The organism is Kocuria subflava (assembly GCF_012163155.1).
In the GTDB taxonomy this organism is placed as follows: domain Bacteria; phylum Actinomycetota; class Actinomycetes; order Actinomycetales; family Micrococcaceae; genus Kocuria; species Kocuria subflava.
Window position 1 is genome coordinate 12,700 of record NZ_JAAVUN010000014.1, and the last position, 15,838, is coordinate 28,537.

13 protein-coding genes and 2 tRNA genes are annotated in these 15,838 nt (G+C 63.5%); 3 read left to right on the top strand and 12 right to left on the bottom strand.

Features of this window, described 5'->3' with window-relative positions; genetic code table 11:
- The first annotated feature begins 145 nt into the window (after positions 1-145).
- Complete coding sequence (locus tag GTW58_RS08235) at positions 146-751, top strand: M23 family metallopeptidase (protein WP_081993516.1); 606 nt, start codon at positions 146-148, stop codon at positions 749-751.
- 9 nt (positions 752-760) lie between these two features.
- Here the strand turns inward: GTW58_RS08235 and GTW58_RS08240 are convergent, their stop codons facing one another.
- On the bottom strand, positions 761-1,018 hold the full coding sequence (locus GTW58_RS08240; protein ID WP_047688229.1) for a metal-sensitive transcriptional regulator: 258 nt from the start codon (positions 1,016-1,018) through the stop codon (positions 761-763).
- Positions 1,019-1,209: 191 nt separating this feature from the next.
- On the opposite strand from GTW58_RS08240, the gene GTW58_RS08245 reads away from it, so the two are divergent.
- On the top strand, positions 1,210-2,418 hold the full coding sequence (locus GTW58_RS08245; RefSeq protein ID WP_232817903.1) for an MFS transporter: 1,209 nt from the start codon (positions 1,210-1,212) through the stop codon (positions 2,416-2,418).
- On the opposite strand, the gene GTW58_RS08250 is transcribed toward GTW58_RS08245, so the two are convergent.
- From GTW58_RS08250 to GTW58_RS08265, 4 genes are all read right to left on the bottom strand, one after another.
- Positions 2,378-2,451, bottom strand: a tRNA-Ile gene (locus GTW58_RS08250). The two genes, GTW58_RS08245 and GTW58_RS08250, sit on opposite strands and share 41 nt — an antisense overlap.
- A gap of 47 nt (positions 2,452-2,498) precedes the next feature.
- Positions 2,499-3,734: a glycosyltransferase gene (locus tag GTW58_RS08255; protein WP_119931999.1), complete on the bottom strand. Its 1,236-nt coding sequence runs from the start codon at positions 3,732-3,734 to the stop codon at positions 2,499-2,501.
- A gap of 117 nt (positions 3,735-3,851) precedes the next feature.
- Positions 3,852-4,805 (bottom strand): DMT family transporter, encoded by a 954-nt coding sequence (locus tag GTW58_RS08260; RefSeq protein ID WP_157980394.1) that lies wholly within the window; start codon positions 4,803-4,805, stop codon positions 3,852-3,854.
- A 209-nt stretch (positions 4,806-5,014) separates the two neighbouring features.
- Positions 5,015-5,860, bottom strand: coding sequence for a phage holin family protein (locus GTW58_RS08265; protein ID WP_232817888.1), 846 nt, complete (start codon positions 5,858-5,860; stop codon positions 5,015-5,017).
- 410 nt (positions 5,861-6,270) lie between these two features.
- Here GTW58_RS08265 and GTW58_RS15110 point away from each other — a divergent pair, with 410 nt between their 5' ends.
- On the top strand, positions 6,271-7,761 hold the full coding sequence (locus GTW58_RS15110) for a transglycosylase family protein (RefSeq protein WP_370448249.1): 1,491 nt from the start codon (positions 6,271-6,273) through the stop codon (positions 7,759-7,761).
- 190 nt (positions 7,762-7,951) lie between these two features.
- On the opposite strand, the gene GTW58_RS08290 is transcribed toward GTW58_RS15110, so the two are convergent.
- The 7 genes from GTW58_RS08290 to dusB all read right to left on the bottom strand — a co-directional run bounded on the left by GTW58_RS08290 (position 7,952) and on the right by dusB (position 15,699).
- A tRNA-Asn gene (locus tag GTW58_RS08290) sits at positions 7,952-8,027 on the bottom strand.
- Positions 8,028-8,105: 78 nt separating this feature from the next.
- Positions 8,106-9,992, bottom strand: a complete 1,887-nt coding sequence (dnaG, locus tag GTW58_RS08295; RefSeq protein ID WP_119932002.1) for a DNA primase — start codon at positions 9,990-9,992, stop codon at positions 8,106-8,108.
- A gap of 49 nt (positions 9,993-10,041) precedes the next feature.
- On the bottom strand, positions 10,042-10,584 hold the full coding sequence (locus tag GTW58_RS08300; protein WP_081994349.1) for an S-layer homology domain-containing protein: 543 nt from the start codon (positions 10,582-10,584) through the stop codon (positions 10,042-10,044).
- A gap of 12 nt (positions 10,585-10,596) precedes the next feature.
- Positions 10,597-11,664: a hypothetical protein gene (locus tag GTW58_RS08305; RefSeq protein ID WP_119932003.1), complete on the bottom strand. Its 1,068-nt coding sequence runs from the start codon at positions 11,662-11,664 to the stop codon at positions 10,597-10,599.
- A gap of 67 nt (positions 11,665-11,731) precedes the next feature.
- On the bottom strand, positions 11,732-13,027 hold the full coding sequence (locus tag GTW58_RS08310; protein ID WP_232817889.1) for an MFS transporter: 1,296 nt from the start codon (positions 13,025-13,027) through the stop codon (positions 11,732-11,734).
- Complete coding sequence (locus GTW58_RS08315) at positions 13,021-14,346, bottom strand: deoxyguanosinetriphosphate triphosphohydrolase (protein ID WP_119932092.1); 1,326 nt, start codon at positions 14,344-14,346, stop codon at positions 13,021-13,023. Before GTW58_RS08315 ends, GTW58_RS08310 begins: the two co-directional genes overlap by 7 nt.
- A 99-nt stretch (positions 14,347-14,445) precedes the next feature.
- Positions 14,446-15,699: a tRNA dihydrouridine synthase DusB gene (gene dusB, locus GTW58_RS08320; protein WP_370448250.1), complete on the bottom strand. Its 1,254-nt coding sequence runs from the start codon at positions 15,697-15,699 to the stop codon at positions 14,446-14,448.
- Positions 15,700-15,838 lie beyond the last annotated feature (139 nt).

Consider the following 15,838-nt stretch of genomic DNA (forward strand, 5'->3'; position numbering starts at 1 on the left):
GGAGGACGGGCTTTGCAGGTGCTGTGGACGACGGCGAGCGCCCGCGACTCCACAGGGGTGATCACCGTGCGCTTCGTCCGCGTTCCCTGTCCACAGCACGGGTGCTGATCTGGTGGCACCGATTTTCAAGGAGCACCGTGGGTGCATGAGAAACGCATCACCCCAGAACACGCCACCGGGCCGCACATCTGGACGTACTGCCAGGTACTTGGCTGCTGCCTTGCTGATCATCTCTGTTCTCAGTCCAACAGCAGCAACGGCCGGCCCGCCAACCGGCGTCGTGACAGTGGCAGGCACCGTGAGCAATGACTCCGTCCTGGCCAAACACCGCGGGCAGTGGGAGTCCCCCACCGGTGGTGCCCCCAAGGTGGCCAAGGACTTCCAGCCGCCGGCCGAACGGTGGCTGTCCGGGCACCGGGGTGTGGATCTCACCGTCGATTGGAACGGGCAGGTGCGGGCGCCAGCGGACGGCAAGGTCACTCATGTGGGAACCGTGGTGGATCGCAACACCATCACCATCGACCACGGGGATGGTCTGCGATCCAGTTTTGAACCGGTGGACAGTGACCTCAAACGCGGAGACCGCGTGCGCAAAGGGCAGGTGATCGGTGTGTTGGAGAACGGCAACCACTGCGTGTTCTCCGTCCGCGCCTGCGTGCACTGGGGTGTTCGCTTGGGTGAGGACTACGTCAACCCATTGCAGTTCATCGGGGCGTTCCTACCCTCGGTCCTGCTGCCCGTGCCCCAGTGAACGTGGGATTCAGGCCAATGACAGGAACAGTTTTTCCAACTCTTTCTGATCCAAGGACTCATCCGGGTCATTGATGCACTGCTGCAGTCCGGAGGCGATGATCACAAATCCTGCCCGGTCCAATGCCTTGGACACAGCTGCCAGCTGGGTCACCACGTCCTTGCAGTCCTGGCCTTCCTGCAACATCCGCGTCACAGCAGCCAGCTGCCCTTGGGCGCGCTTGAGACGATTGATCACCGGTGTCATCTCATCCGGGCGTAGCTGCACGGTTCCTCCTGGTGTTCAGAATGTGGCTTCACAATATACCCGGCGGGGTTTCTGGGGTATTTTCAGCACATCCCCGGCCGTGACGGCCCCCTGCCTCACTATCGGACTGCTGCGTGAGATCACCATCCGGTGCCCCCGAGGCGCTGACCCCTGAATCGTTTCCGCAAGGACACGTGGTCCGAACCCTTGCCGTGGCGCAGATCTTCTCCGCCCTGGGGTCAGGGTCCACCTTGGCGCTGGGCTCGATCCTTGCCGTGGAGCTCTCCGGTTCCGAAGTCTGGGCAGGCACCGTGAACACCGCCATGACCTTGGGTACGGCCGTCACTGCCATGCCGCTGGCCGGACTGGCCGTCAGACGAGGGCGCCGATGGGCCCTGTTGACCGGGCTGGCCGCTGCCACTGTGGGCACGTTGCTGATGGTGACCGCAACTGTGGTGCAGGCCTTTGCCGTCCTGTTGGCTGGAGCATTCCTGGTGGGGTTGGCCTTTGCCGCCAATCTCCAGGCGCGCTTTGCGGTCACGGACATGGCCCCACCACAGCGGCGGGGCCGCCACCTGTCGTTGGTGGTGTGGGCCATCACCATCGGTGCCGTGGCTGGTCCCAACATGGTGGGCCCCGGTGCCGCATTGGGAAACCATCTGGGGATACCTCCGCAGGCCGGGCCGTTCCTGATCTCAGCGGCGGGCATGTTGATCGGCGTGTGCATCATCGGGGTGGGACTGCGGCCCGATCCCCTGCTGGCACGCCAACAATTGACCGGCCACTCCGGCACCCGAGCCCGTGGCGGCTGGGCTGCCGGCGCCGCGATCGTGCGCCGTCGGCCACGAGCCACGGCCGCCGTGGTCTCAGTGGTTGCAGCCCACTGCGTGATGGTGGCGGTCATGTCCATCACGCCGCTGCACATGGAGCATCAGGTGGGCGATGCCGCCCACCATCCGGACACCATCGCGTTGATCGGCTTCACCATCTCCTTGCACATTGCCGGGATGTATGCGCTCTCCCCCGTCATGGGATGGCTGGTGGACACCGTGGGCGCTCAGTGGACCATCCTTGCGGGGCACGTGACTCTGCTGGCCTCCGTGGCCCTCACGGGATTCGGCGCCCACCACATGGGGATGGTCACGGCGGGGCTGATTCTGTTGGGCGTGGGATGGTCTGCAGCCACCATTGGCGGCTCCACCCTGTTGGTGGATTCCCTCACACCCTCGCAGCGAGTCCCGGCCCAAGGTTTCTCCGATGCCACCATGTCCCTGGCCGGAGCACTCGGCAGCGCACTGGCCGGTCCTGCCATGGGATTGATGGACTATCCCGGAATCAGCGCAACCGCAGCTGCGGTGGTGATCGTGGCCGTGATCTGGGTAGGGCGAGTGGGGCTTGAACCCACGACCAAAGGATTATGAGTCCTCTGCTCTGACCAGCTGAGCTATCGCCCCTGGAGTCTCCCGAGCGTGCCAACGACGCGCCCCGGACACAACGGCCCCTAGCCTAGCGGAGTCTCAGGCTCATCCAGCATCGGCCAGTTCGCCAGGAGTCGCTCAGGATCCGCCCGGCGGTACATGCGCTCGAAGCCCTCAACGGTGGCACCAAAACTGTGTTGTTCCACCAGCTTTCGGCTGGCGTTGCCCATGGCGCTGCGCTCATGCGCAGGCAGGGAAAGGAAGTGCAACAGACGATCAGCCACCACGGCGTCGTCGCCCGGGGGAAACAGCCACCCGTTGACCCCGGACTCCACAAGGTGCGGCAGCGCACGGGCATCAGCGAGCAGAACGGGACGGGAAGCCGCCATGGCCTCCAAGGTCACCAGGGATTGCAGTTCGGCCGTTCCTGGTTGGGAAAAAATGTCCGCGGTGAGGTAGCTGCGACGCAGGTCCTCGTCTGAGAGGAAGCCCCGGAAAACAACCCGGTGTTCAACCCCCAGGCTTCTGGCCAGCTCCGCCAGGGAGTCGTACTCACCACCTTGGCCCACCACTTCCAGAACCGCATCCGTTTGATCCTTGATCCGGGCCAGGGCACGAATCAGGACGTCGACGTGTTTTTCCGGGTCCAGGCGCCCCACGAACAAGATGGTGGGATGCTCCCGCGGCTTGAGGTTCTCCCCTGCCCGCAGTTGGTAGTTCTCCGCCGCAATCCCGTTGGAGAGCGCATAGACGGGGAAGGTGAACCCGTTGTCCTTCATGGATTCCACAGCCAAGGGGGTGGGGGCGGTCACGACGTCGCACCGGCGGAACACACCTGCCATGTCCCGCCAGGAGATGCGCCGGTAGATCCGGCGGATCAGATTTGGCAGCGGTATGTACTGCTCAATGTTCTCCGGGATGAAGTGGTTGGTGCCGATCAAGCGGATGCCCCGGCGCTGGGCTTCCCGGGCGAATAGGCGACCCAGGATGTAGTGGCACTCGATGTGCACCACGTCCGGGCGGAGATCGTCCAAGATCTGTTTGATCTGACCGCTGACTTCCCACGGCAGGCACAGGTTGAACGTGGTGTAGGTGAATGCGGTGTGCGAGCGCAACCGGTGTTCGGTCACTCGCCCGTCCATCCGCCGGATCGATCGACCACGGCTGGGGCGCGGTGCAGCCACGTGAACGTTGTGCCCGCGACCGGCCATCGCCTGCGCCAAGCGCCTGGAGAATTGCGAGGAGCCGTTGATGTCCGGCGGATAGGTCTCCGCCACCACCAGCACCGTAAGGGGCTGCGCCGCTTGCTGGGTCCCCACCCCAGCATCTGGTGCTGGTTCAGGAGGGAGCCGGTAGTCATCTCGAATGTGTCCCCGAGGATCTGGGGTCAGTTCAGGCTGCGAGTCATGCTCCGGGACGAGTTGCGGCACTGAGGTTCAGTCTTCCTGGTGATGAGCGGAACGGGGGGCGGGTGCCTTGGGGATGATCCCGAGTTCGCCTGTCTTGGGCGCACGGGCGGCAGCCATTTTTACAAGAACTTCTGGGTGATGCCTGGAGAGAAGGCGCACGCCCGCCACGGACACCGCGCCACTGGCTGCAAGCATCAAGGCGGAGACCGGGCCAAAGTTCTCTCCGGCTTCTCCCAACACGCTGAGCCCCAGGACCACACCCACCATGGGGTCCACCACCGTGAGCCCGGCCATGACCAGCTCCGGAGGCCCGGCCGCGTATGCGCTTTGCACCAACCAGCCACCCAGAGCTGCGGCAATCAGCAAACCGATCACGTTGTCCACTTCAACGTTCTGCCACCAGGCACCGGCGCCGGTACGCAACTGGACGGAAACCACTTTGACCTGAACGGCAACAAATCCGTACAGGGTGCCGGCTGCAAACAGATAGAACAGCGCCTTCTGGTGGTCACTGAGAAACAGCATGCCCAGGCACACCACGGCAATCACTGCCGCCAGAAGATAAGTCACCACGTCAGAGGCGCTGTCTGCAATGGTCAAGGCCGGATCCGTGACCCGCACGGCGGTCAGCACGAACACCGTGGCCCCGCCCATGCACAGGCCGATGGCCCGCCACGTGGCGGCATTGATGGGGATCTTGACGTGGCGTGAATGCAACACCGTGGTGATCACAAGACCCAACACGCCAATGGGCTGGACCACAGTCACAGGCGCCATGCTGAGGGCCGCCACGTTGAACACCGTGCCCAGCCCCAACAGCACCAGACCCGCGGTCCACCGTGGAGAACGCAGCACATGGCGGAATTGACTCCAGGAGAGTTTGCCATCGCTACGGCTGACCACCGCCACCGACTGAAGATGCGTTCCACCGGCCAACCCCACAGCGGAGAGAATGGCCAGGCCTACGGCGATCAACGGCATGCAGTGGCCTCCGGACCTTTCACTCGATGGCTTTGGATTCACGGCCTGGGCCATGTCATGGCCGGTTGGGCCAACCGTGGCAATGGTATGGGGACAAGCTGGGAATGCATGCCCCAACACGGAAAAGTCCCCGGGAGCCTGTGGACTCCCGGGGACTTCCTCTGTCAACGACGACGCTCACCGGCGCCATCGTCGTGACGATTCCAGGCTCAGCGCGAGCGACGGATCAACTTGACCAGGAACACCAGGAAGGCGGTTCCGGCGGCAGCGGCAACGGCCAAGGGACCAACGCGCTCACCCACCTGCTCGGCAGTGGAGGAAGCCTTCAAGCTGGCTCCTGAGACCGTGGTGCGGGTGCGGTCCACAAAACCCACGGCGGAGGTCTGCACGTGGTTCTTGCGGCTCTCGGCGTCATCGCGCAGCTCCTTGAGCTTCTCGCGGCGAACACTGAGGCGCTGACGCAACTGCGACTCGGACGGTGCCGGTGGCTGGTTGGAGGACTGAGCCTTCTGCTCCTTCTTCTCCTGCACCTTGCGTTCCTTGGCCTCGGCCTCTTCGCGGCGCACGCGGGCCTCGGTGTAGGCCGAGCCTTCCTTGACCACGCCGAGGTCGTACTTCAGACCGCGCACGGCACGGACCGGGTTCAACGGCATGGCGCTCTTGATCATCAAGGCACCCACGGCCGCCAGAACAATCAGAACCAGCAGGAAGAACGCGGCAACAATCAGGGCTGAGAGCCAGAGCGGCATGACCTGAGCCAGGCCGGCCACGGCGGCCACCACCAGTGCGATGGTGGCCAACAACAGGAAGACCAGGCCCACCACGATCAGGGCAACACCCTTACCGGCCTTGATCCCCTTGTCCTTGAGCTCCAGCTTGGCAAGGGCCAGTTCATCCTGGATCTGGCGCGGCAACAGCTTGCCGAACACTTTGACTACATCCGGCAGCGATGCTGCACCGGCTTGTGATGAACGCGCTGCCTTGGCTGCGCCAACGTGATCGGACCGTGTGGATCCGTTGTCAGTGGCGTGGCCCGTTTGCGCATCAACGGACATGGACATTCCTGCCTCCGTAAAGTCTTCGATCAGCAGCAACCTGACAGTTGCTTTTTGCTCAGTCTCCAAAGTATCACCGGGCTGATGAAAAAATCGCGCCCGGTGCCGCGGACAACACCCCGGGTTACACACACCAGCTGATGCCGACCATCACCGCTGGTGAGACGGATCACCACACAGAATGCATGATTCTGCAGATACCGTCTTGCAACTTTTGTGACAAGTCCATTATCGTTGCACCGTTATGGAACCGTGACAGTTCTTCCCCTGGTCCGGTTCTCACGCTTCCCCGTGGATCATTTGCCGACCACTTTTTGCTGCCTTCAGCGTGCTTCGCCATGCCTGGGCCCAGTTGTGAGCGGAAAACCTTGGTCCTCTCACACTTGTCTCCCACCAGGAAGCAAACACGGATGAAGAACCCCCGTTTTCTCAGTGCTGCCGTCACCGTGGCTGTCGGTGGCGGTGCCATTGCCGCAGCCGGCGTCACCCCTGCCGCTGCAGCTCCCGAATCCGATTGGGACGCACTGGCCCAGTGCGAATCCAGCGGCAACTGGTCCATCAACACCGGTAACGGCTTCTACGGAGGCCTGCAGTTCACCCAGTCCACATGGGAAGCCTTTGGTGGCACGGGCGCCCCCCAGGATGCAACCCGTGAACAGCAGATTGCTGTGGCCGAGAACGTTCTGGCCGGTCAAGGTTGGGGTGCATGGCCCGCCTGTTCCTCCGCCTTGGGACTGTCCAGTGCCGCCCAGCCCGTGGCCAACCCCATGGGCGTCAGTGCACTGCAGACTCCGGTGGAAACCCAGGCGACCAACACCCAGTCTCCCTGGGCTGCATCCAACGTGGCCGCAGCCACGACTGCTCCCGCCGACTTCAACGACGTGCCCGAGGGCTTCTACGCCAAGGGTTCCATCAAGTGGGGCGCTCAGAACGGAATCATCAAGGCCGACCTCAACGGCGCCTTCAGCCCGGATGAGAACCTGACCCGTCAGGACTTCGCCGTGATTCTGTACCGCATGGCCGGTGAACCGGCCGTGGACACCTCCGTGGCCACCAACCGCTACTCGGATGCCCCCACCGATCCGGCTTACCTGGATGCCGTTGCCTGGACCACCCAAATGGGGTTGTTCAAGGGGTGGTCAGACGGCACGTTCCGCCCGGAAGCCGACGTGGATGCCACCGCCCTGGGCAAGGTCTTGCACCGCGGCGCCGGATCCCCCGCACACACAGCGCCCGCCGAGTCCCCGTACGTGGACATCTCCTCCCGCACGCCGGGTTACACGGAGCTGGACTGGCTCAACAGCGTGGGCGTTCTGCCCGCATTCGACGGCAACCTCTACGTAGGCGATGGCATCACCCGCGCCGAGATCATGGCCATCCTGCACGGCGGTTACAACGCCGGGATCGTGGCCAACAACAGTTCCCTGGACACGGAAGCCACCAACCGTGAATCCACCACCACCGTTCAGACCTCTCAGCAGGCTCAGCAGCAGCAAGCCGCCCTGGGCACCTCAACCGCCACCCCGGTGGACGTGCAGAGCGTTGTGAACGGCAGCACCACCACCTCCGGTTCCGCCATTGTGGAGACCTCCATGCTGGGTCTGGGCGGCAACTACGTGTGGGGCGGCACCGATTTCAAGAACTGGGACTGCTCCGGATTCACCCAGTGGGTTTACGCGCAGCACGGCATCCAGATCCCCCGCGTGACCTGGGATCAGTTTGCAGCGGCCACCCCCACCGCCAACCCGCAGCCCGGTGACCTGGTGTCGCAGAACAACGGCTCCCACGTTGGCATCTACCTGGGTGACGGTCTGATGATCTCCGCACTCAACCCTCAGCAGGGCACCATGATCCACGCGGTCAACGCCATGCAGGTGGACGGGTTCTACACCTACCTGTGAACCATCACGCTTGAGGCCCCCGGCGCGAACGCGCGTCGGGGGCCTCGAGCGTTGGTCCCACATTGCTGGCGCTAACCAGTCAGTACAACTGTGAGGACTCACCACAACGCAGGCAGGGACCCAAAGCACTGCCCAGGTACGCCAAGAGGGGCGGGATCAACGTTTCCGTTGGTCCCGCCCCTCTTCCATGTGGCTCCCCCGACTGGGCTCGAACCAGTGACACTTCGATTAACAGTCGAATGCTCTGCCAACTGAGCTACGGGGGAATGTGCTCGCTGTGCGTGCAACGAGAGAAGATCATACCCGCCCGATCCGCTACGCACAATTCGGCCACATGCTGTGGGTCAGTCGGCCTGCAGCTTCCTTCGTTCGACCTCCAACTCCATGAGCTGGCGGCTGATTGCCTGGAAGGCCTCTGGTTCCGCGCGGGAGTCGGTCCGTTCCAGTTGCGCACGGAGATCGGCTTGGCGCCGGTGGATCTGGCGGTCGAACAGGTGGGCGACCACCCCTGCCGCATACCGCTGGAGTTGAACGTCGTTGGATGCCGGCAACGCTCGCATGGACAGTCCCGCCACGTAGCCACGCAGTTGCTCAGGCACCGCTGCTGTCAGTGCCTCCACCCAGGCCCTGCCCTGCTGGACGTCATGGGCACCGGCCCCGGAGTACACCGCACTCACGGCGTCATGGATGGCGGTGTGGGCGGGATGCGCGCATTCAACAGCCGTGAACTGTTCCCACTCCGTATCACCCAGCAGGTGCGGAACCTGAACCACCACCTCCAGAGCTTCTCGTTCAGCGCGCAGCATGGGATCCCGGGGGTTGGGCAGTTGGAACCGCGGGGCCACGTCCTGGGGCTGCTCCACTGGTGGCTCGAACCGAGGTTCGTACCCTTGGCTCTGACCGCGCGGCGCCCGGGCGGCCACCTCCACCGCATTCACGACGTCGGCAACCTCCAGCCCCAGCCAACCCGCCAGTTGCCGTGCATAGGCCGGGCGCAACGTGACGTCCCTGATCTGGGCCACTATGGGTGCCGTGGCCCGCAGTGCCTGAACCTTTCCCTCCAACGTGTTCAGATCGAATCGCTTCATGGTGGCTTGAATCGCGAACTTGAACAGCGGCTGTTTGCTGTTCAACAAGGACCGGACAGCCGCGTCCCCCTTGGCCAGGCGCAGTTCACACGGGTCCATGCCTCCGGGCTCCACCGCCACGAAGGTCTGGGCCATGAACTTCTGATCTTCTTCAAACGCCCGCAGGGCGGCCTTCTGGCCGGCGGCGTCGCCGTCGAACGTGAACACCACTTCCCCACCGGAACCGTCGTCGGAGAGGAAGCGGCGCACGATCTTGATGTGTTCGGCACCAAAGGCGGTACCGCAGGTGGCCACAGCCGTGGGCACCCCTGCCAGGTGCATGGACATCACATCCGTGTAGCCCTCCACCACCACCACTTGACGCTGCTTGGCGATCTGGCGTTTGGCCTTCTCGATCCCGTACAGCACCTGGGACTTCTTGTAGAGCTGGGTCTCCGGGGTGTTGAGGTACTTGGGGCCTTGATCGTCGTCGTAGAGCTTGCGGGCACCAAAACCGATCACTTCACCGCCGATGCCGCGGATGGGAAAGATCAGGCGGCCCCGGAACCGGTCATAGAGGCCACGGTTGCCGGCAGAGAACATACCGGTGGCCTCGAGTTCGTCGTCGTTGTACCCGCGGGTGCGCAGGTGTTTGAGCAGGTGATCCCAGCCTTTGGGGGCATAACCCACCCCGTAGTCCTGGGCGTCCTGCGGAGTGAACCCCCGCTCCCCCAAATACTTCTGTGCCTCCGCCGCACCGCGAGTGCGCAACTGGGCCTGGAAATATTCAGCAGCCACCTTGTGCGCATCCAGGAGACGTTGGCGGCGACCCACCGCCTCCCGGTCGGGTCCTTGGCCCTGCTCGTAATGCAGTTCGTAACCGATCCGGGCGGCCAGGCGCTCCACCGTTTCCGTGAACGTGGTGTGCTCCAACGCCATGAGGAAAGCAATCACGTCCCCGGATTCATCGCAGCCGAAACAGTGGTACGTCCCGTACTGCGGGCGGACGTGGAACGACGGCGTGCGCTCGTCGTGGAACGGACACAGCCCCTTGTAGGAGCCGATACCTGCCGATTTGAGGGTCACATAGCCTTCGACGATCTCGCGGATGTCAGTGCGCGACCGCACCTCGTCAATGTCCTCACGTCGAATCAGCCCAGCCACAGCAGTTCATTCTAGTGGCGGGGGCAAACGGTATGGGTTTGGACCCGAATCAGCCGGTGGCCTGGTCGAACCGGTAGAGGAAGGCCGCCACGGCGTCGCGATTGATGGAGGTGGTGGGACGCATGGTGCCGTCCCGGTAACCGGTGGTGATGCCCCGGGACTGGGCCCAGCACATTTCCGTGTAGAACTGCTGGGTCGGGCGCACGTCCCGGAACGGGGATGCTGCAGGAGGTGTGTAGCCAGGTGATCCGGCAGCGCGGTAGAACACCGCACAGGTGGCATCGCGGGCGATAGGGGCCAGGGGCCTGAACGTGCCGTCCGACCAGCCGTTGAGCAGACCTCGGCTCTGCACCCAACCGATCTCTGCGGCGAATTGTTGCCCAGGAGCAACATCGCTGAAGTTCGGGCCACCGCCACGAATCTCCGGCTGCCCTGCAATACGGTGCATGACCACCGCCATGGCATCACGGGCCACGGGGCTCAACGGCCGAAAGGTGCCATCCGGCCAGCCTCTGAGCAACCCGGTGTTGTAGCACCAGGTGATTTCCGAGGCGAACATACTGGAATCGCTGACATCTCTGTAAATAGCCATGTTCTCCCCCGATCAGGCCCAGCCCAGGCCACGGATCTTGGCGTTCAACGCGTACGCGATGACCAGGTTGCCGTAGGAATTCAGGTGGAAAGTGTCATCCGCAATGAACGGCCGCGGCGGCAGACCCAGCCGGCGTCGTTCTGCATTGTCACCGCGCCCGGCAATGTTGAGCGGACGAATTTCCGGCACATTCCACCACCGGGAATCCCACAGCGCTGCTGTGCTGTCAAAGTACTTCTGCCCGTACGTGTTCCGGTAGGCATTGTTGATGGCCGTGATGTTGGGGTGGCCGACAGTTCCCAGGCGATCCCACCACGTGAACCAGTGACTCATCACAATGCTGCGTCCGGATTCCACGTCATAGGCCGCCCGGGTGTCATTGAGCACCCCTTGGACATCTCCGCTGTTGTTCTTGCCCATCCAGAGCAGGTGGATTTTGCCGCGTTCGGCGTCCTCCCACGCGGTACGCCAGTACCCCGCTGCAGAGTTGCCCACAGTGATGGGCGCGCCGGAGCTGGTGCGCGTCAGTTGGACCTTACGGAGACGGGCACGCACCAACTGCAGATTCACCGGCTGACCGGAGACAGTGCCCGGCAACTGAGAGGTCACCGTGTCCGGGACAATCCTGTTGGTGGTGGGCAGGAAGATCTTGCCCGAGCCTGGCAGTTCCCCGTTGGCCCCGGCGAAGCTGTAATTGGGCCGGATGGGGTGATTCTTGCTGCGGATGGCCAAGATGGCCGGTGACCGCCAACCACCAAAAGCATGGCGGATGGTGGGAATCCCGAGTCTGGTCATCTCCTCATGGATGGTGATCCGGCGGACCGCGCTGGGTTCACCTGCTCGGAACGAATCCGCCGAAGAAGACCCCCAGAGCACCGCGCCCACGCCAGCGCTGGCGCGTGCGCCGGGGCCCTGGTCCGGTTCCTCAACAGGCAGATTTTCGTACAGCTCATCCGGGACCGGAGCAGCGGGGTCTGTGGGTTCTGCGTGGGCCGGTTGCGCGCTTGCGGCCACGGCCAGCGCAGAGAACCCGGCTGCACCAGATGCCCTCAGCAGGGTTCGACGATTCACATTCAGCATGGTGATCCGTTGTTCAAGAGCATGAGCGATGGGTGGTGTTTTGCATCACTCTGGGGACACCTCCACTTTACTCGTGAGTTTGCAAAGTCTTGGTGGCAGCCATGGCGCCGCCACCAAGAACCGCTGCAATGGCAAAACCAAAGAAACCCCACGGATAGGCAATTCCCGCGGCCAACATGGCACCACCCAACGTGGGGCCGGAAATCGCACCAAGTCGCCCCACCCCTGCGGCCATTCCCAACGCCGTGGCGCGAACCTTGGTGGGGTAGTTGGCGGCACAGAAGGCGTACACCAGAACTTGGGCGGAGAACACGAAACAACCTGTAGAGAAGACCATGGCGTAGATCCCCAACAGCGGCAGCTTGATGGCCAAAGCCGCCAACAGCACACCGGCTCCGATGAACCAGATCACGGCCGCCAGTCGCGGAGTGATCCGATCCGCCGTGCGACCGGCAATGACCAGACCCACAACGGCACCGATGTTCAGGATCAGCAGGAAGCCCAGGGCATTGCCCAGATCGTAATCAGCGGCCCGCATGATCTGCGGCAGCCAGGTGTTCAGCCCGTAGACCAGCAACAGGCCCATGAAGGAGGCAATCCACACCAGCACGGTGTTGCGCCGGAACTGGCCTGTGAGCACCGTGGCTGCACCCTTGGGTTCCTTGTAGACCGTGCCATCGGCAGCAGCTGCCTTCAGTTCGCGCTCCACCTGTTCCTGATGGTCAAAATCCAAGCCGTAGTGCTCGCAGACGCGGCGGGCATCCTCAACTCGGCCCTTGGAGAGCAAGTAATCCGGAGATTCCGGCAGGTACACGTACATCAACGGCACCAGAACCAAAGCAGGCAGTGCCCCGATGATGAACATGGCGTTCCAGTTGACGTTTTGCACCACCACAATGGCCAAAGCAGCCGTCAACACTGCACCCACGTGGTAACCGGTCATCATCAACGTGGTGGATTTACCGGTGCGGTTACGGCCTGCGAATTCGGTGACCATGGAGATACCGGTGGGCAGACAACCGCCCAGTCCCACACCGGCCAGGAAGCGCAACAGGCCGAACAGGAAGATCGAATCCACAAAGGCCATTCCCAGGGTGAACAGGGAAAACAGCACCACGGCACCGATCAGCAGCTTGCGCCGCCCGAATCTGTCCGTGGCCCAACCCATGCCCAGGGCCCCGATCATCATGCCCACCAGGCCCACGGTGGCCACCACGGTTCCGGTGGCCGGAGTCAGAGCGAATTCCGGGTCCTCGATCATGGAGGGCATCACCGCACCCAGGACCACGGCGTCGAAACCATCCAGCAGCACTGCAATCCAGCACAGCGGGGCCACCCAGCCCCTGCCCTTGAGAATCACCACAGTGGTTTGTCTCCCATTCTCCAGTTGGTGCCAACAATGCGATTGTGCAACCGCAGTGCGGAGGTGTCCGTCAAGGATGCGATTTGATCCACCACAATCCGTAACCGCGCGTCCTCAGCTCCCGGCCCATCTCCCACGGCGTGCCAGTCCCCAGCAAACGCCGGTGACAGGAAACGACCGTCAGAGTCCATCAGAGCAGACACCAAGACCCGCAGAATCTCACGCTGGTTGTCATAAATTGGCTGCGAATCACGCACATTCATCATGTAAGTGACCGCAAGTCCTTTCAGGACCGCAATCTCCCCCACGGTTTCCCTGGGCACCACCAGGGAGGCCGCGTACCGGGTCAGGGCACCTTGGCCTGTGACCTGCCGCGTGGCTGCCACTGCTGACATGGCGAACCGTCCGATCAGCTGGGAGGTCATGTCCTTCAGGTGTGCCAGTGCCCGCCGGGAGCCGTTCATCTCCCCCACCCATTCCGGTGCCGCCTCCAGCCGGGACAACGCCGCATCCAGCACAGAGTCCTCCACACCGTGCAGATACCAATTACGGGTGTTCTCGAACACCCGCTCGCGTTGCCGCGGATCGGCCAGTCGGCTCAAACGCAGCATGCCCGCTGCCACGGCGTCCTCAACGTCGTGCACGGAGTAGGAGATGTCATCCGCCAGGTCCATGACCTGGGCCTCCAGACACTTGGTGCGCTCGGGTGCCCCCTGGCGCATCCAGGTGAACACCGGCAGATCATCCTCGTAGACCCCGAACTTCTGCGAGCGCGTACCGTCCGGTTTCAGCGGGGCCTCGTGGGCGCGCCACGGATATTTGCACGTGGCGTCCAGGGTGGCTCGGGTCAGATTGAGACCGGCTGAGGTGGCGTCGTCGTCGTTGTAAACCTTGGGTTCCAGGCGCACCAGCAGGCGCAGGGTCTGGGCATTGCCCTCAAAGCCGCCAATGTGAGCGGCGGCGGCATTCAGCTCGGTCTCCCCGTTGTGGCCGAACGGTGGGTGGCCGAGGTCGTGGGAGAGGCTGGCGGCGTCCACCACGTCCGGGTCGCAACCGAGCATGCGCCCAAGTTCCCGGCCGATCTGGGCCACTTCCAGGGAGTGCGTCAGGCGGTTGCGCACAAAGTCATCCGAGGACGGCGCCACCACCTGCGTCTTGGCAGCCAACCTGCGTAATGCAGAGGAATGCAGGATCCGGGCGCGGTCACGCTCAAAGTGTGAGCGGTACTTGTTGTGGTGATTTTCCGTGACCCAGCGCTGGATGTCCCGGGGTGCGTAACCCTCCGCCGGGGTCTGGGTGCGATCCACGGCCGCCAGCATCTGGGCAATGCCCTCGATCGGCAGTTCAGGGACGGGTCCGGTGGCTGGGTTCATGCTGGTGGAGGCAGGATCGGTCACCAACCCATTGTGCCTGGTGGATCAGCCGCCGGAGACGTCCAGTTCGGCATCCACCAGACCCAGGCGTTGGTCATCGTGGATGAATCGGTCCTCCAACCACCGGTCCGGCAGTGCGGCCTTCTTGGAGTTGCCTCCCCGTCCCCGCGGCCCCTCCACGGCGGGTCCCGGGTAGGCCTGGTCCAGGTCCATCTGGTTGAGCAGATCTTCCAACTGGTCCAAGGTCTCCACCGTGGCCATCTGGGCGCGCAGCTGCCCGCCCACGGGGTAGCCCTTGAAGTACCAGGCCACGTGCTTGCGGATCTCCCGCAGCCCTTGGAGTTCGTCGTCGTTCTGTTCGGCCAACAACTGGGCGTGGCGGTAGATGGTGGCGGCCACGGCACGCAGTCCGGGACGGGCTCGGTCCTTGCGACCGTCAAACGCTGCCTGCAGATCCCCGAACAACCAGGGGCGGCCCTGACACCCACGGCCGATCACCACGCCGTCCACACCAGTCTGTTCCACCATGCGCACGGCGTCCTCCGCTGACCAGATGTCACCGTTGCCCAGAACCGGCATGTCAGGAAGGGCCTCCCTGAGGCGGGCAATGGCAGACCAGTCCGCGGTACCGGAATAGTGCTGCTCCAGGGTGCGCCCGTGCAGGGTGATGGCTGCTATCCCGGTGTCCCGGGCCATCCGGCCGGCCTCCAGGTAGGTGAGGTGGTGGTCGTCGATCCCCATGCGGGTTTTGACGGTCACGGGTATGTTCCCCCGGTCGGCTGCCCGGACGGCAGCGGAGATGATGGCCTGGAACAGGTCGGTCTTCCAGGGCAGGGCAGATCCCCCACCGCGTTTGGTGACCTTGGGGACGGGGCAACCGAAGTTCAGATCAATGTGATCTGCAATGTCTTCCTCAACCACCATGCGCACGGCCTTGCCCACATTGACCGCATCCACACCGTAGATCTGAACCGAACGCGGGGTTTCATCAGGATCGTGATGAACAATCGCCAGGGACTTTTCCCTGCGCTCCACCAATGCGCGCGCGGTGACCATCTCCGTGACGTACAACCCGCCACCGTGTTCGCGGCACAACCTGCGGAAGGCCTTGTTGGTCACCCCCGCCATGGGCGCCAGCACCACGGGAACGTCAATGGTCAGGCCTCTGAGCTTCAGCGGCGGCAGGTCAAGGACCACGGCCTCCTCTGCCTCAACCGTCTCCACAGTGCCCGGACCGAACGGCGCGTGAAGCCCAGGATCCGCGGACATGGGGGTGGCTGAGACTGCTGCTGTGGTCATCCGATCATGGTCCCACAGGAATTCGCGGTACGCCCGGGACTCCCGGCGTGAGATTGGCCGCGCAATGTGGCGCCGCAAACGGCTGCAGACCCTTGCTCTGACATAAGCTGTTCGCATCTGCACATCATGCGTCGGACGC

Excerpts from the sequence above, each read along its gene's own strand:
- GTW58_RS08235 (WP_081993516.1), top strand. The coding sequence starts at position 146 with ATGAGAAACGCATCACCCCAGAACACGCCACCGGGCCGCACATCTGGA.
- GTW58_RS08260 (WP_157980394.1), bottom strand. The coding sequence starts at position 4,805 with ATGCCGTTGATCGCCGTAGGCCTGGCCATTCTCTCCGCTGTGGGGTTG.
- GTW58_RS08265 (WP_232817888.1), bottom strand. The coding sequence starts at position 5,860 with ATGTCCGTTGATGCGCAAACGGGCCACGCCACTGACAACGGATCCACA.
- GTW58_RS15110 (WP_370448249.1), top strand. The coding sequence starts at position 6,271 with ATGAAGAACCCCCGTTTTCTCAGTGCTGCCGTCACCGTGGCTGTCGGT.
- GTW58_RS08300 (WP_081994349.1), bottom strand. The coding sequence starts at position 10,584 with ATGGCTATTTACAGAGATGTCAGCGATTCCAGTATGTTCGCCTCGGAA.
- GTW58_RS08305 (WP_119932003.1), bottom strand. The coding sequence starts at position 11,664 with ATGCTGAATGTGAATCGTCGAACCCTGCTGAGGGCATCTGGTGCAGCC.
- GTW58_RS08315 (WP_119932092.1), bottom strand. The coding sequence starts at position 14,346 with ATGCTGGCGGCCGTGGATCGCACCCAGACCCCGGCGGAGGGTTACGCA.
- dusB (WP_370448250.1), bottom strand. The coding sequence starts at position 15,699 with ATGACCACAGCAGCAGTCTCAGCCACCCCCATGTCCGCGGATCCTGGG.